General features: G+C 72.3%; 22 protein-coding genes and 2 pseudogenes. 17 read left to right on the plus strand and 7 right to left on the minus strand.

The annotated features are described in order from the left end of the window. Positions 1 to 80 precede the first annotated feature (80 nt). Entirely contained in the window at positions 81 to 1,760 is a 1,680-nt protein-coding gene (locus tag ACFYZB_RS22190; protein WP_388761193.1) for a rhamnogalacturonan lyase B N-terminal domain-containing protein, read from the plus strand. A 78-nt stretch (positions 1,761 to 1,838) separates the two neighbouring features. On the opposite strand, the gene ACFYZB_RS22195 is transcribed toward ACFYZB_RS22190, so the two are convergent. After that, positions 1,839 to 2,411, minus strand: coding sequence for a dihydrofolate reductase family protein (locus ACFYZB_RS22195; protein ID WP_388761195.1), 573 nt, complete (start codon positions 2,409 to 2,411; stop codon positions 1,839 to 1,841). Positions 2,412 to 2,512: 101 nt separating this feature from the next. On the opposite strand from ACFYZB_RS22195, the gene mmuM reads away from it, so the two are divergent. Next, positions 2,513 to 3,439: a homocysteine S-methyltransferase gene (gene mmuM, locus ACFYZB_RS22200; RefSeq protein ID WP_388761198.1), complete on the plus strand. Its 927-nt coding sequence runs from the start codon at positions 2,513 to 2,515 to the stop codon at positions 3,437 to 3,439. A 100-nt stretch (positions 3,440 to 3,539) separates the two neighbouring features. Beyond that, a pseudogene (locus ACFYZB_RS22205) lies at positions 3,540 to 3,764 on the plus strand (substrate-binding domain-containing protein); the annotation flags it as partial. Positions 3,765 to 3,820: 56 nt separating this feature from the next. On the opposite strand, the gene ACFYZB_RS22210 reads toward ACFYZB_RS22205, so the two are convergent. Together ACFYZB_RS22210 and ACFYZB_RS22215 are read right to left on the minus strand one after the other, a co-directional pair. Continuing rightward, positions 3,821 to 5,401 (minus strand): carboxylesterase/lipase family protein, encoded by a 1,581-nt coding sequence (locus ACFYZB_RS22210; protein ID WP_388761201.1) that lies wholly within the window; start codon positions 5,399 to 5,401, stop codon positions 3,821 to 3,823. 153 nt (positions 5,402 to 5,554) lie between these two features. Beyond that, positions 5,555 to 5,988 (minus strand): annotated as a pseudogene (locus tag ACFYZB_RS22215) (hypothetical protein); the annotation flags it as partial. 747 nt (positions 5,989 to 6,735) lie between these two features. On the opposite strand from ACFYZB_RS22215, the gene ACFYZB_RS22220 reads away from it, so the two are divergent. Next, the gene (locus ACFYZB_RS22220; RefSeq protein WP_388761204.1) at positions 6,736 to 7,749 is read left to right on the plus strand and encodes a hydroxyacid dehydrogenase; all 1,014 of its coding nucleotides are present in this window, start codon (positions 6,736 to 6,738) and stop codon (positions 7,747 to 7,749) included. Between the two features lie 163 nt (positions 7,750 to 7,912). Then, positions 7,913 to 9,001, plus strand: a complete 1,089-nt coding sequence (locus tag ACFYZB_RS22225) for a LacI family DNA-binding transcriptional regulator (protein WP_388761207.1) — start codon at positions 7,913 to 7,915, stop codon at positions 8,999 to 9,001. Positions 9,002 to 9,027: 26 nt separating this feature from the next. Here the strand turns inward: ACFYZB_RS22225 and ACFYZB_RS22230 are convergent, their stop codons facing one another. Then, entirely contained in the window at positions 9,028 to 9,537 is a 510-nt protein-coding gene (locus ACFYZB_RS22230) for a hypothetical protein (protein WP_388761210.1), read from the minus strand. A gap of 82 nt (positions 9,538 to 9,619) precedes the next feature. Between ACFYZB_RS22230 and ACFYZB_RS22235 the strand changes: the two genes are divergently transcribed. Next, complete coding sequence (locus tag ACFYZB_RS22235) at positions 9,620 to 10,252, plus strand: VOC family protein (protein WP_388761213.1); 633 nt, start codon at positions 9,620 to 9,622, stop codon at positions 10,250 to 10,252. A 96-nt stretch (positions 10,253 to 10,348) separates the two neighbouring features. Then, the gene (locus tag ACFYZB_RS22240) at positions 10,349 to 10,753 is read left to right on the plus strand and encodes a VOC family protein (protein ID WP_388761216.1); all 405 of its coding nucleotides are present in this window, start codon (positions 10,349 to 10,351) and stop codon (positions 10,751 to 10,753) included. On the opposite strand, the gene ACFYZB_RS22245 is transcribed toward ACFYZB_RS22240, so the two are convergent. The 3 genes from ACFYZB_RS22245 to ACFYZB_RS22255 form a co-directional block, all read right to left on the minus strand. Continuing rightward, positions 10,736 to 11,425, minus strand: coding sequence for a helix-turn-helix domain-containing protein (locus ACFYZB_RS22245; RefSeq protein WP_388761219.1), 690 nt, complete (start codon positions 11,423 to 11,425; stop codon positions 10,736 to 10,738). The two genes, ACFYZB_RS22240 and ACFYZB_RS22245, sit on opposite strands and share 18 nt — an antisense overlap. A gap of 61 nt (positions 11,426 to 11,486) precedes the next feature. After that, a complete protein-coding gene (locus ACFYZB_RS22250) occupies positions 11,487 to 12,290 on the minus strand; it encodes a VC0807 family protein (protein ID WP_388761222.1) in 804 nt (267 codons plus the stop codon). Positions 12,291 to 12,533: 243 nt separating this feature from the next. Then, positions 12,534 to 13,766, minus strand: coding sequence for a YihY/virulence factor BrkB family protein (locus ACFYZB_RS22255; protein ID WP_388761225.1), 1,233 nt, complete (start codon positions 13,764 to 13,766; stop codon positions 12,534 to 12,536). A 155-nt stretch (positions 13,767 to 13,921) separates the two neighbouring features. Between ACFYZB_RS22255 and ACFYZB_RS22260 the strand changes: the two genes are divergently transcribed. The 10 genes from ACFYZB_RS22260 to cysD all read left to right on the plus strand — a co-directional run bounded on the left by ACFYZB_RS22260 (position 13,922) and on the right by cysD (position 23,980). Further along, the gene (locus ACFYZB_RS22260; protein ID WP_388761228.1) at positions 13,922 to 15,559 is read left to right on the plus strand and encodes an acyl-CoA dehydrogenase family protein; all 1,638 of its coding nucleotides are present in this window, start codon (positions 13,922 to 13,924) and stop codon (positions 15,557 to 15,559) included. Positions 15,560 to 15,870: 311 nt separating this feature from the next. Further along, a complete protein-coding gene (locus tag ACFYZB_RS22265) occupies positions 15,871 to 17,172 on the plus strand; it encodes a GAF domain-containing protein (RefSeq protein ID WP_388761231.1) in 1,302 nt (433 codons plus the stop codon). A gap of 175 nt (positions 17,173 to 17,347) precedes the next feature. Continuing rightward, complete coding sequence (locus ACFYZB_RS22270) at positions 17,348 to 18,682, plus strand: hypothetical protein (protein ID WP_388761234.1); 1,335 nt, start codon at positions 17,348 to 17,350, stop codon at positions 18,680 to 18,682. 286 nt (positions 18,683 to 18,968) lie between these two features. After that, positions 18,969 to 19,541 carry a GNAT family N-acetyltransferase gene (locus tag ACFYZB_RS22275; RefSeq protein ID WP_388761237.1) on the plus strand — a complete coding sequence of 191 codons (573 nt, stop codon included), beginning with the start codon at positions 18,969 to 18,971 and terminating at the stop codon, positions 19,539 to 19,541. Positions 19,542 to 19,668: 127 nt separating this feature from the next. Further along, positions 19,669 to 19,752, plus strand: a complete 84-nt coding sequence (locus ACFYZB_RS22280; protein ID WP_310739661.1) for a putative leader peptide — start codon at positions 19,669 to 19,671, stop codon at positions 19,750 to 19,752. Between the two features lie 125 nt (positions 19,753 to 19,877). Then, positions 19,878 to 21,575: a nitrite/sulfite reductase gene (locus tag ACFYZB_RS22285; RefSeq protein WP_388761240.1), complete on the plus strand. Its 1,698-nt coding sequence runs from the start codon at positions 19,878 to 19,880 to the stop codon at positions 21,573 to 21,575. Then, entirely contained in the window at positions 21,572 to 21,763 is a 192-nt protein-coding gene (locus ACFYZB_RS22290; protein ID WP_351204040.1) for a hypothetical protein, read from the plus strand. The genes ACFYZB_RS22285 and ACFYZB_RS22290 overlap by 4 nt, the downstream gene beginning before the upstream one ends. Next, positions 21,760 to 22,473 carry a phosphoadenylyl-sulfate reductase gene (locus tag ACFYZB_RS22295; RefSeq protein ID WP_388761243.1) on the plus strand — a complete coding sequence of 238 codons (714 nt, stop codon included), beginning with the start codon at positions 21,760 to 21,762 and terminating at the stop codon, positions 22,471 to 22,473. Before ACFYZB_RS22290 ends, ACFYZB_RS22295 begins: the two co-directional genes overlap by 4 nt. A gap of 38 nt (positions 22,474 to 22,511) precedes the next feature. Next, entirely contained in the window at positions 22,512 to 23,048 is a 537-nt protein-coding gene (gene cysC / locus ACFYZB_RS22300) for an adenylyl-sulfate kinase (protein ID WP_351204036.1), read from the plus strand. Continuing rightward, positions 23,045 to 23,980: a sulfate adenylyltransferase subunit CysD gene (gene cysD, locus ACFYZB_RS22305; RefSeq protein WP_351204034.1), complete on the plus strand. Its 936-nt coding sequence runs from the start codon at positions 23,045 to 23,047 to the stop codon at positions 23,978 to 23,980. The genes cysC and cysD overlap by 4 nt, the downstream gene beginning before the upstream one ends. The last annotated feature ends 1 nt before the right edge of the window (position 23,981 follow it).

Raw genomic sequence — 23,981 nt, forward strand, 5'->3', positions numbered from 1 at the left:
CATACACAAGCCCTTTCGCGAATTCCCTTCAACTGTCACCCTGCCAACACCCGCACCCCCACACTTGCGAAGGAGCCCCCATGTACGGGTCCGGAAGCAGAACGGTCCGCCGCCGCGCCTTCGTCCTCGGCTCCGCCGCCGCCACCGCCTCGGCGGCCCTCGCCGGCCCGCTCGCCGGCTCCGCGGCGGCGGCCGGGTTCGGCTGGAGCGACGACGGCTCGAACTACGTCGTCGACACCGGCGCCGACCTCGTCTTCAAGGTCAGCAAGACCGACGGCGACCTGACCTCGCTGGTGTACAAGGGCACCGAGTACCAGGGCTACGGCGGCAAGAACTCGCACGTCGAATCCGGCCTCGGCACCTCCACGGTGACCCTGGAGCAGTCCGGGTCGACCATCCTGGTATCCGTCGCGTACGGCACCCTGCGGCACTACTACGCGGCCCGCAGCGGCGAGAACAACATCTACCTGTGGACGAACAAGGCGGACTCCTCGGTCACCGCCACCCGGTACATCGTGCGCGTGAAGGCGGGCCTGTTCCTCAACGACGAACCGGACTCCTACGCGTACACCACCAGCACCGTCGAGGCCTCGGACGTGTTCGCCAAGTCCGACGGCCAGACCCGCTCCAAGCACTACGCGAAGCACCGGGTCATCGACTACGACTACATCGGCTGGACCACCGGCAGCGTCGGACTGTGGATCGTCCGCAGCAACCACGAGAAGGCCTCCGGCGGCCCCTTCTACCGCTCCCTGCTGCGCCACCAGAGCGCCGACGGCGGCGGCCTGTACGAGATCCTCTACTACGGCGAGAACCAGACCGAGCCCGAGCGGTACGGCCTGCAGGGGCCGTACGTCATCGCCTTCACCGACGGTGGCGCGCCCTCGTCCGCGCTGCACCACGGGACCCTCACCACGTCGTGGGCGGACTCACTGGGCATCACGGGGTACGTCCCCGACAGCGGCCGGGGCCGGGTCGCCGGGGTCGGCGTCGCGGGGCGGGACACGGCGTACGCGTACACGGTCGGGCTGGCGAACTCGGCGGCGCAGTACTGGGGCGCGGCCCGGTCCTCGGACGGCTACTTCTCGGTCTCCCGCGTGCTGCCGGGTGCCTACACGCTGACGGTCTACAAGGGCGAGTTGGCTGTATACAGTACGCAGCTGACCGTGACCGCGGGCACCACGACCACGCTCGACACGATCACCGTCCCGTCCTCCAACGACCCGGCCAAGGCGAGCGCGATCTGGCGGATCGGCGCCTGGGACGGCACGCCGAGCGGCTTCAAGAACGCCGAGCTGATGACGTACGCGCATCCCTCGGACGTGCGCGCCGCCTCCTGGACCGGCAACGTGGTGATCGGCAGCGGTTCCGAGACCTCCGCCTTCCCCTGCTACCTGTGGAAGGACGTCAACAGCGGCCTGCTCGTCCACTTCAGGCTCACCGCCGCGCAGGCCGCCGCCGCGCACACCCTGAGGATCGGCGTGACGACCGCGTACGCGAACGGCCGGCCGCAGATCACCGTCAACGACACCTGGACCTCGGCGATCCCCTCCCCGCCCACCCAGCCGAGCACCCGGTCCCTCACGGTGGGCTCCTACCGGGGCAACAACTACACGTTCAGCTACAGCGTCCCGGCCAGTGCCTGGCTCACCGACACCAGCAAGTACAACGTGCTGAAGATCGACATAGTGAGCGGTTCGGGGACGACGGGCTATCTCAGCGCGGGCACCGCGATCGACGCCGTCGACCTGCTCGCCTGAGGTCGGTTCATGTTCCGCGTGTCCACCGCTGGTTCGTCCCTCCGTTGCAGGCGTACGTGATGTGAACAATGCTTCAGGTCAACACGCCTGGCGCGCCACGCGGTAGCGGAGGTGGACGACCTTCGAGCTGAAGGTGCGGGTCTCGACGAGTTCGAGATCCACCCGGCGCTCGTGCCGGGGGAAGAACGGAATGCCGCCGCCGACCAGCACCGGGTGGACCCTGGCCCGGTACTCGTCGATCAGGTCCGACGCGGCCGCCTCGGCGGCGAGGGTCGCTCCGCCGATCGCGATGTCGCCCTCCCCCGGCTCGGCGCGCAACCGCTCGATCTCCTCCGCCAGGCCGCCGGAGGCCAGGCGGGCATGGCCCTGCACCGCCGACAGCGTGGTGGAGAACACCACCTTCGGAAGCGGCTTCCAGAGCGCGGCCCACTCGAGCATGGAGGCGTCGAGCGACGGATCCTGGTCGGCGGTCTCCCAGTACAGCATCGTCTCGTACAGCCGTCGTCCCAACAGGTGGACGCCGACCTGCCGGATCTCGTCGATCCAGGAGCGAAAGACCTCCTCGTCGGGCGCCGTCCAGTCGAAGTTGCCGTCCGGTCCGACGATGTAGCCGTCCAGTGAGACGTTCATCGAATAGGTCACGCTGCGCATGAGAAGTCCTCCTCAGTGACGGAATCGACCGTACGACCTACGACCGTCGGACGCCCGAGGACTCATCGCGGGGCGCCGTCCGCGTCGACTAGCGTCGTGGCATGACCAGCAACACCTCCCCCAGCCTCGCCGACGCCCTCGCCGCCGGGACGGTCGTGCTCGACGGCGGCATGTCCAACCAGCTGGAGTCGGACGGGCACGACCTCGGCGACGAGCTGTGGTCGGCGCGGCTGCTCGCCGAGCGGCCGGAAGCGGTGACACAGGCGCATCTCTCCTACTTCCGGGCGGGCGCGGACGTGGCCATCACCGCCAGCTACCAGGCCACCTTCGAGGGTTTCGCACGGCGCGGCATCGGCCACGACGACGCCGCGCGGCTGCTCGCGCTGAGCGTGGACCTCGCCCGTGAGGCCGCCCGGCAGGCCGAGGGCGCGGGCGTCGAGCGGCCGTTGTGGGTAGCGGCCTCGGTCGGGCCGTACGGCGCGATGCTCGCGGACGGCTCCGAGTACCGGGGCCGGTACGGGCTGAGCGTGGACGAGCTGGAGCGCTTCCACCGGCCGCGGACGGAGGTGCTGGCCGCCGCCGCGCCGGACGTCCTCGCACTGGAGACGGTGCCGGACGCCGACGAGGGCGCCGCGCTGCTCAGGGCGGTGCGCGGGCTGGGGGTGCCGGCGTGGCTGTCGTACACGGTCGACGGTCGGCACACGCGGGCCGGACAGCCGCTGGAGGAAGCCTTCGCCCTGGCCGCCGACATGGACGAGGTGATCGCCGTCGGGGTGAACTGCTGTGCTCCGCAGGACGTGGAACCCGCGGTGGAGATCGCGGCGCGGGTCACCGGCAAGCCGGTCGTGGTCTATCCCAACAGCGGCGAGTCCTGGGACGCCGAGGCGCGCGCCTGGAGGGGGCGGACGAGCTTCGGCGCCGCCCAGGTGAAGACGTGGCGGGACGCGGGGGCGAAGCTGATCGGGGGGTGCTGCCGGGTGGGGCCCGAGGCGATCGCGTCGATCAGGCAGGCGTTGGGCACGGACTGAGCGGCCCCCCTGTCGCCCCCGAGCCCGCCGCGGCGCGGCCGGCCCATGTCCGGGCACGCGAGGCACGCACGGCATGCGGGGCATGCGCGGGAGCCGTGCATCGGCACTGGTCGTGCCGGGGGACGTGTCGCTGGCCGGGTACGACGACATACCGTTCGCCCGTGACCTGCGTCCGGCGCTGACGACGGTGCACGTCCCCTACGAGGAGCTGGGCCGGCTCGCGGTGCGCACCGCCCTGGGCCACTCCGCGGACTCCCCCGGCGAGCATCTGCTGCTGGGCACGCATGTGGTGGTGCGGGATTCGGTGGCGGCCGTCAGGGGGTGAGGCGGGGCGGACCGGCGACCGGCGACCGGCGACCGGCGACCGGCGACGGTATGCAATTACCGGAGCCGGGCTTCCACCGAGCGCCGCAAGCGCCGTACCGCCGCCGCCCACTCCGCTCCCGGCGCCCGGATGTCCGAGGCGGGGGCGGGTTCGGGGACGGTGGTGGCGGCCGACCAGAGAGCGATTTCCGCATCCCGTGGGCCGTATGCGACATGCGGTTCGCCTTCGCCGAAGATGCGCACCGGATGGGACGCGTCCCAGCCCTGCCAGCCGGGATCCCCCGTCGTCGCGAAGCGCACCCAGGCCGTGTGCATCGCGTCGGCCAGCTCCTGCGGGGCGCCCTCACCCGCCAGCTTCTTCGACTCGGGCAGGTCACCGGAGTCGAAGACGAACCCGAGTTCCAGGGCGTGGCAGGCGCCGAGGTCCGGAAGGCGGGACGGCCAGGCGAACTCGTACAGGTAGGACGTGCCGGGGCGGGCGTCGGCGAGGCGGTGCAGCGGGAGGCGCAGCAGGTGGTCGGTGACCATCTGGCCGACGATCTCGGCGGTGCCGGCGCCGGGGTGCAGGGCGCGGTAGCCGCGGGGCACCTCGTGGCCGGCGCGGCAGCGGGCCATGGCTCCGGCGAGGGCGACGGGGCCGAGCCGGTCGACGCGTTCCAGCAGTCCGCCGGGTACCAGCCACAGCCGGTACTCGTCGCGGGTCCAGCCCATCAGGAGGTCGACGCCCGGGGCGGCATCGCCGTCGATCAGGGCCTGGAGCGGGTCGCGGGGGACGAGGTCGCCGTCCACGACGACGCCGAACGCGGGTCCGCCCAGGACCGGGCTGCTGAGCCGGCCGACCTCGGCCTGGGTGCGCAGCAGCAGGTCGCGGTCGACGGCGGCGAAGGCCTCGGCGGTGGCGGGGATCTTCAGCCGGGTGGCCATGCGGCGCACCATCCGCCGTACCTTGTCCCGTTCGGACGCCTCCGGTGGGCCGCTCTGCAGCACCGCGCGCCGGATCAGGCCCCGGGCCGCGGGTGCGGCGAGCAGGGCGCCGGCGCTGATGGCGCCGGCCGACTGGCCGCACAGGGTGACCTGGTCCGGGTCGCCGCCGAAGGCGCCGATCGCCTCGTGCACCCAGCGCAGGGCGGCGAGCTGGTCGCGCAGGCCGGGGTTGGGGACCGCGTCGGGGAACAGCCCGTAGCCCTCGACGCCCAGCCGGTAGTTGACGGAGACGAAGACGACGCCGTCCCGGGCGAAGGCGGCGCCGTCGTACACGGGCACGGCGGAGGATCCTCTGGTCAGGGCGCCGCCGTGGAGCCAGACGAGGACCGGGAGGCGGGTGCCCGGGCCCGGCTCGGGGGTCCATACGTTGAGGTTGAGGCAGTCGTCTCCGGGGATCTCCGGGTCGGACAGGTACTGGGCGAACGCCTCGGAGTACGGCGGTTTCGGCGCGGTGGGCCCGAAGGCACCTGCGTCGCGCACCCCGTCCCAGGGCTCGGGCGGCTCGGGCGGACGGAACCGCCGGGGGCCGAAGGGCGGGGCGGCGTAGGGGATGCCCCGGAACACCGCGACGCCCTGCTCGTACCGGCCGCGTACGGCCCCGTACGGCGTCCTGACCTCGGGTCTGACCTCGGGGTTCGCCTGGTCTGCCGTCATCGCCCACCAGCCCTTCGCCGCGCACTCGTGCACCGTGCAACATCAGAGCACCACAAGAGCGTCCGGTATTCCGGCGCACGGGCGCGCGGGAGGGCCGTTCGGGCTACTCCGGTACGGACGGTGACGAACCCGCCACCTTGCGTAAGGCGGCCACTTGGCGTACATCAGGGTGCCGAAGCCGAGCTGGTCGTAGCCGCCGCTGGTGGAGCCGTAGTCACCGCCGCCGCCCTCGGGGGCGACGAGGTTGTAGTACATGGCCGAGATGTACTTGTCGTCCAGGTACAGACGGCGGTTGTAGTGGAAGTGGAGCATCGCCCACACGGGGCGGACCTGTCCGCGGGAGCCGGAGCCGATCACCATCTGCGACTGCTGGGTGCAGGTCTGGCCGCTGCCCCAGGTGTAGGTGATGTAGGGGACGTCCTGGCCGATGTTGTACTTCGCGACGTGAAGTACGTGACGGCCTGGTCGTACTTGGCGGTGTCGTCGGTGAGGATCCCGATGGCCATGGCCGAGGCCATGTTGCACAGGTCCCAGCTGGCCCAGTAGTTGGTGATGCAGGCGTCGTTGTGGTTGGTCAGGAAGCTGTTGCGGCTCATCCGGTGCATCTCCGATCGTGGAGTGTCTACATGGGGGTGATGCTCACCTCGTCGAACTCGGTGGTGCTGCGGGCCAGGGGGTCGCGGGAACAGACCACAGCCTGTCCGTCCACCGGTCCGCCGACCCGACGAACTGGGCGCGGGAGCCGGACCAGTTGCCGGCCGAGGAGCCCGGGGGGCACCACGCATGGCCCTCGAGCAGGGCGCGTCGGAAGCGGTGCCGTGGTACCTCACGGCGGACGGGGACGATCCGTCCGGCCACGGTCGGTCGTCCGCGCGGCGCGCCTGGAGGTGCGCGACGGCCGGCCGACCTGCGGACCGGACGCAGCCGTCGCACCGCCGGCCGCCGGACGGACCCCCGGCCTGCGCGGCGGAACGGCCGGCTGAGCCGTATCGCGGGCGCACAGGCCCCGCGCCTCGACCCCGCCCCCCCGAGCCGACCGGTCCACCGTCCCGAAAACGCAGAAACCGATTTCGGCACTGGGGGCGGAGCCGAGTCGACAACCCCGCCTGAGCGGGAACCACTCCTCCGCGATCCACGATCCCGTCCTCCGTCACCACGTCGGCGTACACGCCGGAAGCGCGAGAGGGACGCCGTGACTCCCGCTTCCCGCCCGTACCGATTGACCTCCACTTCCCGGCAGACATACGGTAGAAGGCGCTTTCTGAAACGGTTTCCGCCCCAGCATTCAGGTACCAGCTCCACCCCCTTGCCTCCTCTTCCCTCCCAGGAGAGCCATGCCCAGCCCTCAACCGCCGCGGGCCGTGTTCGCGATGGATCCGGTACACCTGCCGCTGCTCCTCCCCCCGCCGCTCATGGCCCGGCTGCGGCGGACGGCCGACATCGACACGGAGCTCGTCGTACGGGACTTCGCCGATCCCGCGGTGGCCGGCGCCCTGGCCACGGCCGAGGTGCTGATCACCGGCTGGGGCTGTCCGCACCTGGACGCCGGCGTCCTGACCACCGTGCCGAAGCTGCGTGCCGTCCTGCACGCCGCGGGCTCGGTCCGCTCCCTGGTCGGCGAGGCCCTGTGGAAACACGGGGTCACCGTGTCCAGCGCGGTCACCGGCAACGCCGTGCCGGTGGCGGAGTACACGCTCGCGATGATCCTGCTGGTCGGCAAGGACGCCTTCGACCACCGCGAGCGCTACCGCCGCACCCATGCCCAGCCGAACCCCGCCGAGACCGCGGGCACCGGAAACCTCGGCCGCCGCGTCGGGGTCGTCGGCGCCTCCCGCGTGGGCCGCCGGCTCATGGAGCTGCTGCGACCGTTCGACCTGACGGTCCTGCTGCACGACCCCTACGTGAGCCCCGCCGACGCCGCCGCGCTGGGTGCCGAACTACTGTCGCTGGAGGAGCTGTTGCGGCGCAGCGACATCGTCAGCCTGCACGCCCCCGACATCCCCGAGACCCATCACATGCTCGACAGGTCCCGGCTCGCCCTCCTCCGCGACGGGGGTGTGCTGATCAACACCGCGCGCGGTGCACTGGTCGACCACGAGGCGCTGACCGAGGAACTGGTCTCGGGACGTCTGCGCGCCGTCCTCGACGTCACCGAGCCCGAGCCGCTGCCCGCCGGTTCCCCCCTGTACCGGCTGCCCAACGTCTTCCTCACCCCGCACATCGCGGGCTCGCTCGGCAACGAGCTGGAACGCCTCGGCACGATCGTCGTGGCGGAGCTGGAGCGGCTGGCCGCGGGCCTTGCTCCGCTGCACGAGGTGCGGCACGCGGATCTGACCCGGGTCGCCTGATGCCCCCGGCAGGACGGCTGTCCACAGGCCCGCCGACCCGGAGCGAGGACGGTTGTCCACAGGCCGGCCGGCCCGGAGTAACCCTGGGATACGGTTTCCGCGCCGGCACGGGCGGGACCCGGGCAGGTGGGAGACGCACCCCGACGTCGAAGGAGCCGCAACGGTGAGTCAGCGCAAGGCGCCCAGCGAGGCCGGCCGGGCGACCATCCGCGACGTGGCGGAGCGCGCCGGTGTCTCCGTGGCGAGCGTCTCGCGGGTGCTGTCGGGCAACTACCCGGTCTCGGACGAGCTGCGCCGACGGGTGATGAGGGTCGTCCGGGACCTGGACTACGTCACCAACGCCCACGCCCGTTCGCTGGCGGGCGGCGGCACCCCGACGGTGGCTATCCTCATCAACAACATCACCGGCGCCGCGTTCGCCCACGTCGCCAGGGGAGTTGAGGGCGCCGCCGCGCTGCGCGGCTGGCTGTCACTGGTCGGCACGACCGGCGACGACCCGGAGCGGGAGCTCGCGCTGGTCAACCTCATGCGGCAGCAGGGCGTGGCCGCCGTGGTGCTGCTCGGCGGCGCGTACGACTACGACGAGTACCAGCTGCGCATGGCCCGCTTCGCCCGTTCCCTGGACGCGGCCGGATCCCATCTCGTCCTGGTGGGCAGGCCGCCCCTGGAGGGCGACGTCCCGGCCACGACGGTCGACTACGACAACGAGGGCGGCGCCTACGCCATGGCCAGCCATCTGCTGTCGGCCGGCCACCGGCGCGTCCTCATGCTGCCCGGACCGGCCGGACTCACCACAGCCCAGGGCCGGTTGAGGGGGGCGCAGCGGGCGTTCGAGGCGTACGGCGTGCCGTTCGACCCGGGTCTGGTGCGGCACGGCCCGTACGACGACGCGCACGGCTACGACGCGGTCGAGGCCGCCCTGCACGAGACGCCGGACTTCACCGCGGTGCTCGCCGGGACCGATGTGGTGGCCGCCGGTGCCATGCAGGCCCTGCGCGCGGCCGGTCTGCGGGTGCCGGAGGACGTCTCGATCGTGGGCTACGACGACATCCCCCTCGCCTCGCAGCTGACTCCCCAACTGACCACCGTGCACGTGCCGTACGAGGAGATGGGCCGCGTGGCGCTGCGCGCGGTGGCGGACCGGCGCGAGGGCGGCGCGGGCCGCCGGAAGGGCGCCGACGGCGAGCACCTGGTGCTGGGCACCCATGTCGTCGTACGCAACTCGGTGCGGCCGCCGAGGGTGCGGGGCTAGCCGACCCCGCCGACGCCGGCCGAGCGTTACGTAAACGGTTTCCCGTGCTTCACCGCGCACGGGCCCCGCTGCCCGCTCGGCCGGAAGACCGCGATCCAGGCGGTGACCTGGGACGAGGAGGGCCGACCCCGGCTCCGCCACGGAGACCACCGGCCGGCGCTCAGGGTGGCCGTACCGCAGCGGGACGACGGTGAGCAGGAGCCGACCGGGACGGGTCCGTGGCGCGCGGTGTCCGACCACCCGGAGCCCCCGGCGCACACCCACGAACCGAACTGTACGAAACGGGCGCCGAGGAGCTCGCCGTGGTACAGCCGGCCGTACCCGCTGCAGGCCGCCGCGTGCGCCTCGGCGAAGCCCGTCGCCCGACCCGACGTACCGTGCGAGCCGCTCCCCGCCGGCGGCCGTTCGAGGTTCGCGGGGTCCTCGGTGTGCTCGACGGCGAACCGGCCGAGCGAGCGCACGGCGGCGGCTGCGTCCGGGATGGAGTCGTGGCGGTAGCCCGTGGTGCGGGTGCAGAGCGGCATGCGCACGGCCATGCGACCGGCCCTGGGCCGCAGCCGCCCCCGTCCGCGCCAACTCCCTTGAAGCGCGGGGCCGGTGACCGTAGCCTCGCCGGGCATGAACGCCGTTCCCCCGCTCCTGGACCATCTCGTCCTCGCCACGCCGGATCTGGCGGCGACGGTCGCCGACTTCGCACGGCGGACCGGGGTGACGCCCGTGCCCGGCGGTGCGCATCCCGGCCTGGGCACGCGCAACCATCTGGTGGGGCTGGGCGGCCGCAGCTATCTGGAGATCCTCGGCCCCGACCCCGAGCAGCCCGAGCCCTTCGGTCCGCGGCCGTTCGGGGTCGACCGGCTGACCCGGCCGCGCACGCTGACCTGGGCGATCAGCCCGCCCGACCTGGACGCGGCGATCACGACGGCGCGTGAACGGGGTTACGATCCCGGACCTGCGCAGCCGATGAGCCGGCGGACCCCGGACGGCACCGTGCTGCGGTGGCGGCTGACCGACGGCGGCCATGCGCATCCCTCCGGTCTGGTCCCCTTTCTGATCGACTGGGGCGATTCCCGCCACCCCGCGGCCTCCGGCCTGCCGGTCACCCCGCTGCTGGAGGTCTCCGCCACGGTGCCCGACCCGGAGGAGCTGCGCGGCCCGCTCGCGGCTCTGGACACGGGCCTGGCCCTCACCGCGGGACCGGCCACGCTGTCCTTCACCGTGGACACGCCGAACGGCCCAGTGACCTTCGGCTGAGGGGGAACGCGGGGACGCGGGAGAGCGCGAGGCCCTCTGGACAGGGTGTCCGATTCCTTCAAGACCGGCATGTGACCGCCCGCCTACGGTGACGGCATGACTCCACGATTCGCTCTGATCGGCGTGGTGACGTCCGACATGGCCGCCGCGCTCGCCTTCTACCGTCGCCTCGGACTCGTCTTCCCCGAGGGCTCCGAGGGGCAGCCGCACGTCGATGCCGAGCTGCCCGGCGGGCTGGTCTTCGCTCTGGACACCGAGGAGACCGTCCGCTCCTTCCACTCCGGCTGGCAGCCGCCCGAGGGCGGCGGTGGCCGCGTCGGACTGGCCTTCCGGTGCGAGTCCCCGGCCGAGGTCGACGTCCTGTACGAGGACCTGGTGAACGCCGGCTACCACGGGGAGCTGAAGCCGTGGGACGCGTTCTGGGGCCAGCGGTACGCCACCGTGCACGATCCCGACGGCAACGGCGTCGACCTGTTCGCCCCGCTACCCGCCGCCGAGTAGCCGCCCGAGCGGCATGCCCGTCAACTCCCGTACCTCGCGCGAGAGGTGGGGCTGGTCCGCGTACCCGGAGCGTACGGCCGTCTCCGCGTACGGCGTGCCGGAGCGGGCCAGCGCCAGGGCCCGTTGCAGGCGCAGGATGCGGGCCAGGGTCTTGGGACCGTAGCCGAACGCGTCGAGGCAGCGGCGGTGCAACGTACGGGTGCCGACGCCCAGTTCGGCGGCCGTGGCGGACACCGGGCGGCCCTCGTCCAGCCGCTCCACCAGCCGGTGCAGCAGCGGGTCGGGTGCCGTGGTCCATGCCGCCCGGTCCAGGGCGATGCCCTCCAGTGCCGTCGCCGGGTCGGGCGCCGCCTCGACACTCTCCCGCAGCCGCCTGACCCGGGCCGCGGGCCAGAGGTCGGCCAACTCGACACGCAGATCGCGCAGTTCGTGCGCGGGCACGCCGAGCAGGGCGGGAGCGGTGCCGGGGAAGAAGCGGACGCCGGCCCAGGAGCGCGGCCGGCCCCCGGGGACGTACGGGCGGGTGTCGGGGCCCGCGACCAGCAGCCGGCCCTCGCTCCACAGCAGGTCCATGCAGCCGTCGGGCAGCACCGGTCGCCCGTCCCCGGCCCCGTCCGGGATGTTCGTCCACACGACCGCGCCGGTCAGCCGGGACGCACGCTCCCTGTACACGGGAGCCAGCCTACGTCGCCGACGACGCCGGGCCCCACTCCCCCGATCAGCCCGACCGCGTTCAGCTCCGGCTCCGGCCCGGCCCGTTCCGGGGTGAGGCCGGCGCAGGCTCCGGGGCCGCCGGCGTGCGTATGCGGTCGTTCCTCGTCGGCTGCCGCGCCTGTGTGCGGTCGCCGACACCGGCTCCCCTGTCAGGAGCGCCGAACAGCGGGAGGCCGTGGCGGGTGCGGAAGCGGCGGGCACAGGCGGCGGTGGCCACGCCCGTCAGGACGAGCAGAAGGAGCGAGAGGACCCGGGCGAGCAGCGGCACGACGTCCGTGGGCAGGGTGGCGGCGGCCAGTGTGCCGAGGGCGCCGTCGAGCAGCTGCTCGGCGCCCCAGAGCACGGTCAGGGCTCGCAGTGCCCGGCGGAACTCGGCGGAGTCCCGCCATATGCCGGCCCGTGCCCCGACCGCAGGGCCTCGGTGCAGCCGCTGGCCCAGCTGGAAGGCCAGCGGCCTGCCGGTGAAGCCGGTTCCGAGTATCCAGCCGCCGACCACGAGGGACAGTGCGGCGTCCTTGAACAGCAGAAGGCGGGTGCTGCCGCCGAGCAGCGTGGCGAACGCGGCGGCGGCCAGCAGCACCGTGAAGAACAGGTCCACGCCGTCGATCCGGCGCCGCCGCAACGCACCGGACACCAGTCGCAGGGCGGGTGGCGCGCCGCCGAGCAGCAGCGCCGGGCCCTGGCCGGCGCCGAGTCCGCGGGCGGCGTAGTAGACGAGGAGCGGCAGGAGGACGTCGACGGCGATCGTCAGCAGCGGACCGTAGGCCGTGCCGGCTGTCCTTTTCCGTCCGTCCGCCCTGTGTGCGTCTGCCGTATCCACCATGTCCTCCGCCTCCGCGCCCGGCGTGCTGCCTCCGCGGCCGGACGGCGCCGGCCTACGCGAAAACGCTAGGTCCGAGGCGGTGCCGGGCGGATCGGAGCACGGGTGGAGCGCCGGGTGGAAAGGGGGTGGAAAGCAGCGTCACCCACTGGGTGGAGACCACGCGGCGGACACGTGGCGGCGGGGCGGGAGCGGAGGTACCGGACGGTTTCCGGCCGAGTCCGGTCCAAGCCCACCAGGTCCCTCCTACGGCCGCCCCGTGCCCCCGTCCCCGTTGGCCTCGTGCGGATGGCGCTCGTCGGTCTCGTGCGGCGGCCGGCCGTTGTGCTCGTTCGGGTCCCTGCCGTTGGTCTTGTGGGTGTGGTGGGTGTGGTGGGTGTGCTTGGCGTGGGTGCGCAGGCGGGCCGTGACGTCCTCCGGGGGCAGGAAGCGGGACCAGCGCTCGGGGAACTCGGAGGGCATGTCGGGGTCGTCGGGGTCGGCTTCGCGGGCCACCGCGGCCCGGGCGACGTACTCGGCGACCTGGGCCTCGCGCATCCGTTCGTTCGCGGCGCGGGCGGCGGCCGTGGCCGCGGCGGGCCAGACCCGGTCGATGGCGGCGTTCACGGCCGCCCCGACGAGCACGGCGAAGGCCGACACGCCGATCCACAGGAGCACGGCGACGGAGGCGGCGAGGGAGCCGTAGATCGTGGCGCCCTCGATGGTGTGCACGAGGTAGATGCGCAGCAGGAAGCTGCCGAGGACCCACATGGCCAGGGCGACGAGGGCGCCGGGGACGTCCTCGATCCACGGGGAGCGGACCGGCACGGACACGTGGTAGAGGGTCGTCAGGAAGGCGATGGACAGGACGATGACGACCGGCCAGTACAGGACCTGCACGCCCGTCTCCGACCAGGGCAGCACCCGCACCACCGCGTCGGGGCCCGCGACCATCAGCGGCAGGGCCACCGAGCCGATCAGCAGCGCCACGATGAACAGCAGGAACGACATCATCCGCGTCTTCACGATGCCCCGGACGCCGTCGAGGCCGTACATGACGGTGATGGTGTCGATGAAGACGTTCACCGCGCGCGATCCCGACCAGAGGGCGAAGACGAAGCCGAGCGAGATGACGTCGGGCCGGCCCTTCATCACGTCGTGCAGGATCGGCTCGGTGATCTCCTTCACACCCTTGTCGGACAGAACCGTCCGGGAGGCGTCGAGGATGTTGGTCTCGAGGCTGCTGATGGTGTGGGCGCCGGTCCAGGTGTCGACGTAGGCGAGCAGCCCGATGAGGCAGAGCAGCAGCGGCGGCACCGACAGCAGCGTGAAGAACGCCGCCTCGGCCGCCAGGCCCAGGATGCGGTACTCCATGCAGGAGTTGACGGTGTCCTTGAGCAGCAGCCAGGCCGTCCTGCGCTTGGAGACGTTCCGGTAGAGGGCTCGGGCCCGGTGGAGGCGACCGGCGGGTTGCTCGGGGGGTTCACTTGCTGGCTGCACGGCTCAAAGGTATCCGCAGCACGGGACCGCCCTCACCTTCCGGGGCGGTGGGCGCATCGGGATTCCGGGGCAGGTGGGCGCATCCGGAGCGCCCGGCGGGGCCGCTGTGCCACTCTGGAGGCCATCAGCGCCGCCGTCCCGGGTAGGTTCGCATCATGGCAGGCACCTCCACCCACACCGTGACGAACCAGCCGCCGCCCCTGGTCGGCTACGACGTCTTCGCCGCCGACCGGGCCCTCGTGGCGGCCGTCGAGCGGTACACCGGTCCGGACGTGCTCGACGAGGTGCGGTCGGAGCTGTCCGCGCTGGGCCGCGCCGCGGGCTCGGCGCAGCTGCAGGAGTGGGCGGTGCAGGCGAACGAGCACCCGCCCCGGCTGCGCACCCACGACCGGTACGGCCACCGGATCGACGAGGTCGACTTCCACCCGGCCTGGCACCGGCTGCTCGGCAAGGGTGTCTCGGCGGGTCTGACCGGGGCCTGGACCCGGCCGTCCGGGCATGTCCGCCGGGCCGCCGGCTTCATGGTCTGGACGCAGGTGGAGGCGGGCACCTGCTGCCCGCTGTCGATGACCCACGCGGCGGTGCCGGCGCTGCGGACCGACCCCGCGCTCGCCGCCGAGTGGGAGCCGCGGCTGACGTCCACGGTCTACGACCGTCAGCTGCGGCCCGCCGAACAGAAGCCCGGGGCGCTCTTCGGTATGGGCATGACCGAGAAGCAGGGCGGCAGCGACGTCCGCGCGAACACCACGCAGGCCAGGCCGCTCGCGGAGGCGGGCACGTACGAGCTGACCGGGCACAAGTGGTTCTGCTCGGCGCCGATGTCCGACGCCTTCCTGGTGCTGGCCCAGGCCCCGGAGGGCCTGACCTGTTTCCTGGTGCCGCGTGTGCTGCCCGACGGCTCCCGCAACGTCTTCCTCGTCCAGCGGCTGAAGGACAAGCTCGGCAACCGGTCCAACGCCTCCGCCGAGGTGGAGTTCGCCGGCACCTGGGCGCGCCGGGTCGGCGAGGCGGGGCGCGGGGTGCGGACGATCATCGAGATGGTCGCGGCGACCCGGCTGGACTGCGCGCTGGGCTCGGCGGGCCTGATGCGGCAGGCGGTGGCGCAGGCCGTGCACCACTGCGCCCACCGGGAGGCGTTCGGCGGGAAGCTGATCGACAAGCCGCTGATGCGGAACGTCCTCGCGGACCTCGCGCTCGAGTCGGAGGCGGCGACCGCGCTCACGCTCAGGCTGGCGGCGTCCTGCGACGACGGCGGCGAACAGGAGCGCGCCTTTCTGCGGCTGGCGGTGCCGGCCGCCAAGTTCTGGATCACCAAGCGCTGTGCGCCCGTTGCGGTCGAGGCCGCGGAGTGCCTGGGCGGAAACGGTTACGTCGAGGAGTCGGGCCTGCCCCGGCTGGTCCGGGAGTCGCCGCTGAACTCGATCTGGGAGGGCGCCGGAAACGTTCAGGCACTGGACGTGCTCCGGGCGCTGCAGCGCGAGCCGGGCGCACTCGACGCCTGCCTGACCGAGATCGGCCGGGCCCACGGAGCCGACCACCGCCTCGACCGCGCCGTGAAGGACCTCTTCACCGAACTCGCCGACCTGGACGCCGTCGAGGGCCGCGCACGACGGATCGTGGAGCGCCTCGCACTGGTGCTCCAGGGCTCCCTCCTGGTCCGGCACGCCCCGCCGGAGGTGGCCGACGCCTTCTGCGCGTCCCGCCTGGGCGGCGACCACGGAGCGTCGTTCGGGACCCTGCCGACGGGCCTGAACCTGACGTCGATCGTCGAACGAGCACACCCGGGTTCCTGAAAGCGCATACCACCCCGAGCACACGGCGAACCCGGCCGAACGCCCGGCAGGGGTGGTGCTGCGCCGACACGGCACCACCCCCACCACCTGGGCCAGTTGAAGCCCGCGGACGCGAAAGCCGCGTCAGGGTCAAGTCTCGGCCACCCTCCGGCCGTCCACCAGGGTTGCAAGGGGTTGCAACTTGTTGGCGCATGTGCGCGGAGTGTGTGCCTCCGGCCTGCCCGAGCGGCAGTATGAGAGGTGCAGCCGGGCCGGAAACCGCCGCCCGGACGGCTTGACAAGTCTGTTCGACGCCCTTCCGGGAGGCCCCCGTGGTGAACCCGCCGATCAACGTGGCACGTCTGGCCGCCGTGGACGCGCCGCAGGCGGCGCGGCTGCTGAGCGAGGTGCGCGACGCCACCCTTGCCGGTCAGCGTACGAGGATCGCACCCCGGCCGGTGATCGAGCAGTCCTGGGGACGGATGCTGCGCAGCGGTGTCGACCCCGACCACGACTTCAGATCCGGGCTGCTGTCCTCGGACGAAGTGCGGCGCCGGCGCGAGGAGTCACCGCTCAGGCACGTCCTGCCGGTGCTGCGCCAGGGGCTGCTTTCGGTCGCCGACGTCGCCCAGCACATCATGGTCGTCGCGGACGCCGACGGGCGGGTGCTGTGGCGGGAGGGGGCCGCGCCGGTGCTGCGCAAGGCGGACGGCCTGGGCTTCGAACTCGGCGCGGACTGGCGGGAAGACGTCGTCGGCACCAACGGGGTGGGCACCCCGGCGGTCGTACGGCGGCCCGTACAGGTCTTCGCCGCCGAGCACTTCGTCCGCTCCCACGCCTCCTGGACCTGTACCGGCGCGCCGATCACCGATCCCCGGGACGGCCGGCTGATCGGTGTGGTGGACGTCAGCGGCCCGCTGGAGACCATGCATCCGGCGACACTCGCCTGGGTGGACTCGGTGGCCAAGCTGGCCGAGGCGCGGCTGCGGGAGCTGCACCTGGACTCGCTGGAGCGGCTGCGGTCGGTCGCGGCGCCGGTGCTGGCCCGGATGGCGGGGCGGGCGCTGGTGGTGGACCGGGACGGCTGGTCGGCGGCGGTGTCCGGGATGCCGTACGTGCGGCGCATCGCGCTGCCCAAGTCGCTGGCGCCGGGCCGCCGGTGGCTGCCGTCGCTGGGTTCGTGCGCGGTGGAGCCGCTGGCCGGGGGCTGGCTGCTGCGGGCGGCCGAGGAACCGGTCGGCACGGACACGCGGATCGTGCTGGATCTGGCCAGGCCGGGCCGCAGTACGCTGGCGGTGTCCGGTGCGGCGGGTTCCTGGTCGCGTGAACTGAGTCTGCGGCATGCCGAGTTGCTGTACCTGCTCACCGCGCACCGGGCCGGCCGCGGGGCGGCGGCCCTGGCCGAGGATCTGTTCGGGGATCCCTCACGCACGGTGACGGTGCGGGCGGAGATGTCCCGGATCCGGCGGTACTGTGGGGAACTCCTGCAGCACCGGCCGTATCGTTTTCGCGAGGACGCGCAGATCGAGGCGCTCCTCCCCGACGACCCCCGTGACCTGCTGCCTTCCTCTACGGCGCCGGCGATCGCGCGGAGACGGACGGCCGCGCGGTGCGGCGGAGGCGCGGACCGGTGAGCGTGTCTTCCGCATATTTGCGGGGTCTTCGCCCTGCGCGGGCCGTTGCTGCCGTAGCATCCCCTGAGGGCCTCCCCAGCCGCTTCTCGCGTCAACGTACGGATCATCAGGCACAGTTGGACCGGCACCGGCCGGCGCGCCACGGCGGCGAAGGAGCCCTGGAGAAGGGGACGAGATGAAGCATCGCGGCAGACACCGCCGGCGCAGGCGGGGCGCTGCACTGCGCGCGGTCCTGACCGGGACCGCGCTGGCGCTCACCGCGGCCGCCACCCTGATCAGCGTCTCCCAGGCGGAGGTCACCGACGGTCCCGGTGCGCTCAAGCCGCTCTCCTCCCCCGCGGACACCGGCCGGCTGCGGCTCCAGGAGCAGCTGACGCCCGCCGGCACGCTGGACCGGCTCTCCGCCTCGATGGGCCGCCCGGTCGGCGTGGACGCCGTGCTGGCGAGCGCCGACCGCGCGATGCGCACGTCCGCCGACTGCTCCTCCGCCGACCGCGCGTCCCTGCCCGTCACCCCCGCCGTCACCCGCGCCTACTGCTGGGACCCCGCCGACTCCGCCGGCACCGACTGGCGGCCGGCGTCGCTGACCACCTCCGGGGACGCCGACGACGACGGTGTCTGGGGCACCCACCGGGTGGTGCTCGCCGGCTGGACCCACAGCGCCTCCGGCGGCCGGTCCGACGAGCGGGGGCTGGCCAGGGTCGCCTTCGTGAACGCCGACGACCCCGCGCGCCTCGCCTACCGCTGGGTGCTGCTGGTGGTGCCGGTCGACGGCGGCCGTGACTACCGGGGGCTGGCCTCCGGGATCTCCGGGATGGTCTGGTACCAGGACAAGCTGCTGGTCACCGCCAGGACCGGCGGCGCCGACGCCCTGTATGTGTACGACCTCGACCGGATCCTGCGCGTCGGCGTCGACGGGCCCGCGATCGGCCGGGTGCCCGGCGGCTGGTCCGCCGACGGCTACCGCTATGTGATGCCCGCGATCGGCTCGTACCGCTTCACCGGGGGCCGCTGCGGTCGTTCCGGTCCGCCCTGCCCCGGTGCGCTCGCCCTCGACCGGAGCACCGTGCCGGACAGCCTGGTCGCCGCGGAGTGGACCGCGCCGGACGGTGACCGGAGCGCCCGGCTGTGGCGGTACGCGTTCAGCACGTCTGCGGCGCACGAGGGGCTGCTCGGCACGGACGCCGCGGGGCAGGTGACGGCGGTGGAGGCGTACCGGACCCGGGCGGCCGGGATCCGGGGGGTGCTGTCGTACCGGCAGCCGGGGGCGGACGACGCGTCCTGGTATGTGGGACGCCTGCCCGGCTCACGGGACGGACACGGCGGGCTGTGGCGGCAGGACGCCGAGGGCGCGAAGGCGGCGCACTGCGGCGCGGACGGCTCCCACCGCTGCTGGGCCGAGGCGGCGGGCTCCTTGTCCTACTGGCAGGAGACGGGCGAGGTCTGGTCCCTGTCGGACCGGATGCTCTTCGCCCTGCCCCTGGCACAACTGGACCACTCCCTGGGCTGACGGCACCGCCGAACCGCACCCTGGGACGACCCACGCGCCAAACGTCCCTGGACTGGGCCTGTCACCCCACCGGCCCCCGGGCCGGCCCCACCGCCGAACCGGCCCACGACGTGACCCGCCCGCCGGACCGACGCGTCCCTCCCCCTGGCGAACCACTCCCCGAGCGCCCGTCGCGGCGACCCGCTCGCCGTGCCACTCCCCATACCGGCCCCTGCGATGACCCACCCGTCCCTCAGGTGACCCGGTCGATCGACAGACCCGGTGGTGGGATGGTTCCCTGGCCCGCATGAGCAGCGTTCCTGTCACCACCTGGTCCCTGGAGCAGACCTCGCCGGCCGACCTCCTGCCGTCCGGCGCGCCCGAGGGCGATGTACGGATCGTCCGCGCCGAGGTTCACTCCCCCGAGTTCAGCCGGTTCCTGTACGCCTCGGTCGGCGGCGACATCCGCTGGACCGACCGGCTGGGCTGGACGTACGCGCGGTGGCAGGAGCAGCTGGACCGGCCCGGCGTGGAGACCTGGGTGGCCTACGACCGCGGCACCCCGGCCGGCTATGTGGAGCTGGACCCGCAGGACGAGGGTGTGGTCGAGATCGTCTACTTCGGGCTGCTTCCGGCGTTCCGGGGCCGGCGCATCGGCGGTCATCTGCTGTCGTACGGTACGGCCCGCGCCTGGGACCTCGCCGAGCGGTGGCCGGGGCGGACGCCGACGAAGCGGGTGTGGCTGCACACCTGCAGCCTGGACGGCGAGTTCGCCATGGACAACTACACGCGGCGCGGCTTCAAGCTGTTCGACACGAAGGTCGAGCTGGAGCCCGACGTGGCGGCGCCGGGGCCGTGGCCCGGCGCATACCCGGCCTGACCTGCCGGGACAAGCCTTCCCGCGCGGCATGTGAGCGACAACACCCCTGTCCCACATTCCGGGACAAGGGTGTCCGCATGATGGATAAAGCTGGACTGTGTCCAGATCGCCGTGACACGCTTCCGACATGCCTGGAACTGGAATTGCCTTGGTGAGTCGGCGGCACGTCGACCTCGGCCGCATGTCCAGCGCCATCTGTCCGGCGAGCTGACCGCCCCAGCACCGCCGCGAACCCCCTACCTGTTTTTCCTTGCGCAACGCCGCGCACGCCTGCCCGCGTGCGCGCATCTGTGCAGGTCAGAGCCGATTCCCACCGGTCCCGAAGGACGTAGAACCATGGCCGCCACTCCGCCGAACCCCGCCGCCTCCGCGCCCCGCCGCAAGGTGAGCCGTCACCGTGGTGAGGGTCAGTGGGCGGTGGGTCACTTCACCCCGCTCAACGGCAACGAGCAGGTCAAGAAGGACGACGACGGTCTCAATGTGCGGACACGCATTGAGACGATCTACTCCAAGCGCGGCTTCGACTCGATCGACCCCAGCGACCTGCGGGGCCGGATGCGCTGGTGGGGGCTGTACACCCAGCGCAAGCCCGGGATCGACGGCGGCAAGACCGCGGTGCTGGAGCCGGAGGAGCTGGACGACCGCTACTTCATGATGCGGGTACGCATCGACGGCGGCGCGCTGACCACCCGGCAGCTGCGGGTGATCGGTGAGATCTCCCAGGAGTTCGCGCGCGGCACCGCGGACATCACCGACCGGCAGAACGTGCAGTACCACTGGATCCGGATCGAGGACGTGCCCGAGATCTGGGAACGACTGGAGGGCGTGGGCCTGTCCACCGTCACCGCCTGCGGTGACACCCCGCGTGTGATGATCGGTTCGCCGGTCGCCGGTATCGCCGAGGACGAGATCATCGACGCCACCCCCGCGCTGGAGGAGATGAAGCGCCGCGTCCTGAACAACAAGGCGTACTCGAACCTCCCGCGCAAGTTCAAGACGGCCATCTCGGGCTCGCCGCTGCTGGACGTCGTGCACGAGATCAACGACGTGGCGTTCGTCGGCGTACGGCACCCCGAGCACGGTCCCGGCTTCGACCTGTGGGTCGGCGGCGGTCTGTCCACCAACCCCAAGCTGGGCGTGCGGCTCGGCGCCTGGGTGCCGCTGGAGGAGGTCGCGGACGTCTACGAGGGCGTCATCTCGATCTTCCGTGACTACGGCTACCGCCGGCTGCGCAACCGGGCCCGGCTGAAGTTCCTCGTCGCCGACTGGGGCGCGGAGAAGTTCCGTCAGGTGCTGGAGGACGAGTACCTGAAGCGCAGGCTGACCGACGGGCCCGCCCCGGAGCAGCCCGCGCAGCAGTGGCGCGACCACATCGGTGTGCACCGGCAGAAGGACGGCCGTTACTACGTCGGTTTCGCCCCGCGTGTCGGCCGCGTCGACGGCGCCACGCTGACGAAGATCGCCGACCTCGCGGAGGCGCACGGCTCGGGCCGGGTGCGTACCACCGTCGAGCAGAAGATGATCGTCCTCGACGTCGAGCAGGACAGGGTGGACTCGCTGGTCGAGGGCCTGCAGGCGCTGGACCTCACCGCCCGGCCGTCCTCCTTCCGGCGCGGCACCATGGCCTGCACCGGCATCGAGTTCTGCAAGCTCGCCATCGTCGAGACCAAGCAGCGCGGCTCCACGCTGATCGACGAACTGGAGCGCCGCCTGCCGGACTTCGACGAGCCGATCACGATCAACCTCAACGGCTGCCCGAACGCCTGTGCCCGTATCCAGGTCGCGGACATCGGTCTCAAGGGCCAGCTGGTGCTGAACGACAAGGGCGAACAGGTCGAGGGCTACCAGGTGCACCTCGGCGGCGCGCTCGGCCTGGAGGCGGGCTTCGGCCGCAAGGTGCGCGGTCTGAAGGTCACCGCGGAGGAGCTCCCCGACTACATCGAGCGGGTCCTCAAGCGCTTCCAGGCGGAGCGCGAGGACGGCGAGCGGTTCGCGACCTGGGCTTCCCGCGCTTCTGAGGAGGCCCTGTCGTGAGCGAGCGTGCCGCGCCCTTCTACTGCCCCTACTGCGGCGACGAGGACCTTCGGCCGAGCGAAGCTCTCGAAGGCAGCCATGGCGCCTGGGAATGCGGGGCGTGCAACCGCGCATTCCAGCTGAAGTTCCTCGGGCTGCTGGCCCGGGGCCTTCGGCGAGCCGACAACGGAGGGGACGACGGGATATGACGACGGCTCAGGAACAGCAGCGTACGGCCGAGGAGTTGAAGGCGCTCGCCGAGCAGGCGGGCCGTGACCTGGAGGACGCCTCCGCCCTGGAGATCCTCCAGTGGGCGGTCGACACCTTCGGGGCGAAGTTCTGCGTCACCTCGTCCATGGAGGACGCCGTGGTCGCCCATCTCGCCTCCCGCGTGCTCAAGGGCGTCGACGTGGTCTTCCTCGACACCGGCTACCACTTCCCGGAGACCATCGGCACCCGTGACGCCGTCGAGGCGGTGATGGACGTCAACGTCATCACCCTCACGCCGAAGCAGACGGTCGCCGAGCAGGACGCGGAGTACGGCCCCAGGCTGCACGACCGCGACCCCGACCTGTGCTGCGCACTGCGCAAGGTCGAGCCGCTCGAAGAGGGGCTGAAGGGCTACCAGGCGTGGGCGACCGGCCTGCGCCGCGACGAGTCCCCGACCCGGGCGAACACCCCGGTCGTCGGCTGGGACGAGAAGCGGCAGAAGGTCAAGATCTCCCCGATCGCCCGCTGGACGCAGGACGACGTGGACGCCTACGTCACCGAGCACGGCGTGCTCACCAACCCGTTGCTGATGGACGGCTACGCCTCCATCGGCTGCGCCCCGTGCACCCGCCGGGTCCTCGAGGGCGAGGACGCGCGCGCCGGCCGCTGGGCGGGCCGCGCCAAGACCGAGTGCGGACTGCACGGATGACGACCCATCAGAGTCTTCAGGATCTTCAGGAGAACGACGTGACGACCGGAGCCACCGTCTGGCTCACGGGTCTGCCGAGCGCCGGCAAGACCACCATCGCCCATGAGCTGGCCGGCCGGCTGCGTGCCGAGGGCCACCGGGTCGAGGTGCTCGACGGCGACGAGATCCGCGAGTTCATCTCGGCGGGCCTCGGCTTTTCCCGCGAGGACCGGCACACCAACGTGCAGCGCATCGGTTTCGTCGCTGAGCTGCTCGCCCGCAACGGCGTCAAGGCACTGGTCCCGGTGATCGCGCCGTACGCGGACAGCCGGGACGCGGTACGCAAGCGGCACGCGGAGAACGGGACGTCGTACCTGGAGATCCATGTGGCGACGCCGGTCGACGTGTGCAGCGTGCGCGATGTGAAGGGGCTGTACGCCAAGCAGGCCGCGGGCGAACTGACCGGGCTCACCGGGGTCGACGACCCCTACGAGGAGCCCGAGACCCCGGATCTGCGGATCGAGTCGCAGCACCAGACCGTGCAGGAGTCCGCGGCGTCGGTGTACGCCCTGCTGAGCGAGAGGGGACTGGCATGACGACCGTGGCCAAGGTCGAGGGCGGTACGGACAGCCCGTACGCCCTGTCGCACCTGGACGCCCTGGAGTCCGAGGCGGTGCACATCTTCCGCGAGGTGGCGGGCGAGTTCGAGAACCCGGTGATCCTCTTCTCGGGCGGCAAGGACTCGATCGTCATGCTGCACCTGGCGCTGAAGGCGTTCGCCCCGGCGGCGGTCCCCTTCTCGCTGCTGCATGTGGACACAGGACACAACTTCCCGGAGGTCCTTGAGTACCGGGACCGTGTGGTCGCCGCACATGGGCTGCGCCTCCATGTGGCCTCCGTCCAGGACTACATCGACCGGGGTGTGCTCAAGGAGCGTGCCGACGGCACCCGCAACCCGCTGCAGACGCTTCCGCTGACGGAGAAGATCCAGAGCGAGAAGTTCGACGCGGTCTTCGGCGGCGGCCGCCGGGACGAGGAGAAGGCCCGCGCCAAGGAGCGGGTGTTCTCCCTGCGCGACGAGTTCTCCCAGTGGGACCCGCGCCGCCAGCGCCCCGAGCTGTGGAACCTGTACAACGGCCGGCACGCCCCCGGCGAGCACGTCCGGGTCTTCCCGCTGTCCAACTGGACCGAGCTGGACGTGTGGCAGTACATCGACCGTGAGGGCATCGAGCTGCCGCAGATCTACTTCGCGCACGAGCGTGAGGTGTTCGCCCGCAACGGCATGTGGCTGACGGCCGGCGAGTGGGGCGGCCCGAAGGACGGCGAGACCGTGGAGAAGCGCCAGGTCCGCTACCGCACCGTCGGCGACATGTCCTGCACCGGCGCCGTCGACTCCGACGCCACCACGCTGGACGCCGTGATCGCCGAGATCGCCGCCTCCCGGCTCACCGAGCGGGGCGCGACCCGTGCCGACGACAAGCTGTCCGAGGCCGCGATGGAAGACCGCAAGCGCGAGGGGTACTTCTAGC

It is taken from the genome of Streptomyces sp. NPDC001852 (assembly GCF_042891825.1).
Classification (GTDB): Bacteria; Actinomycetota; Actinomycetes; order Streptomycetales; family Streptomycetaceae; genus Streptomyces.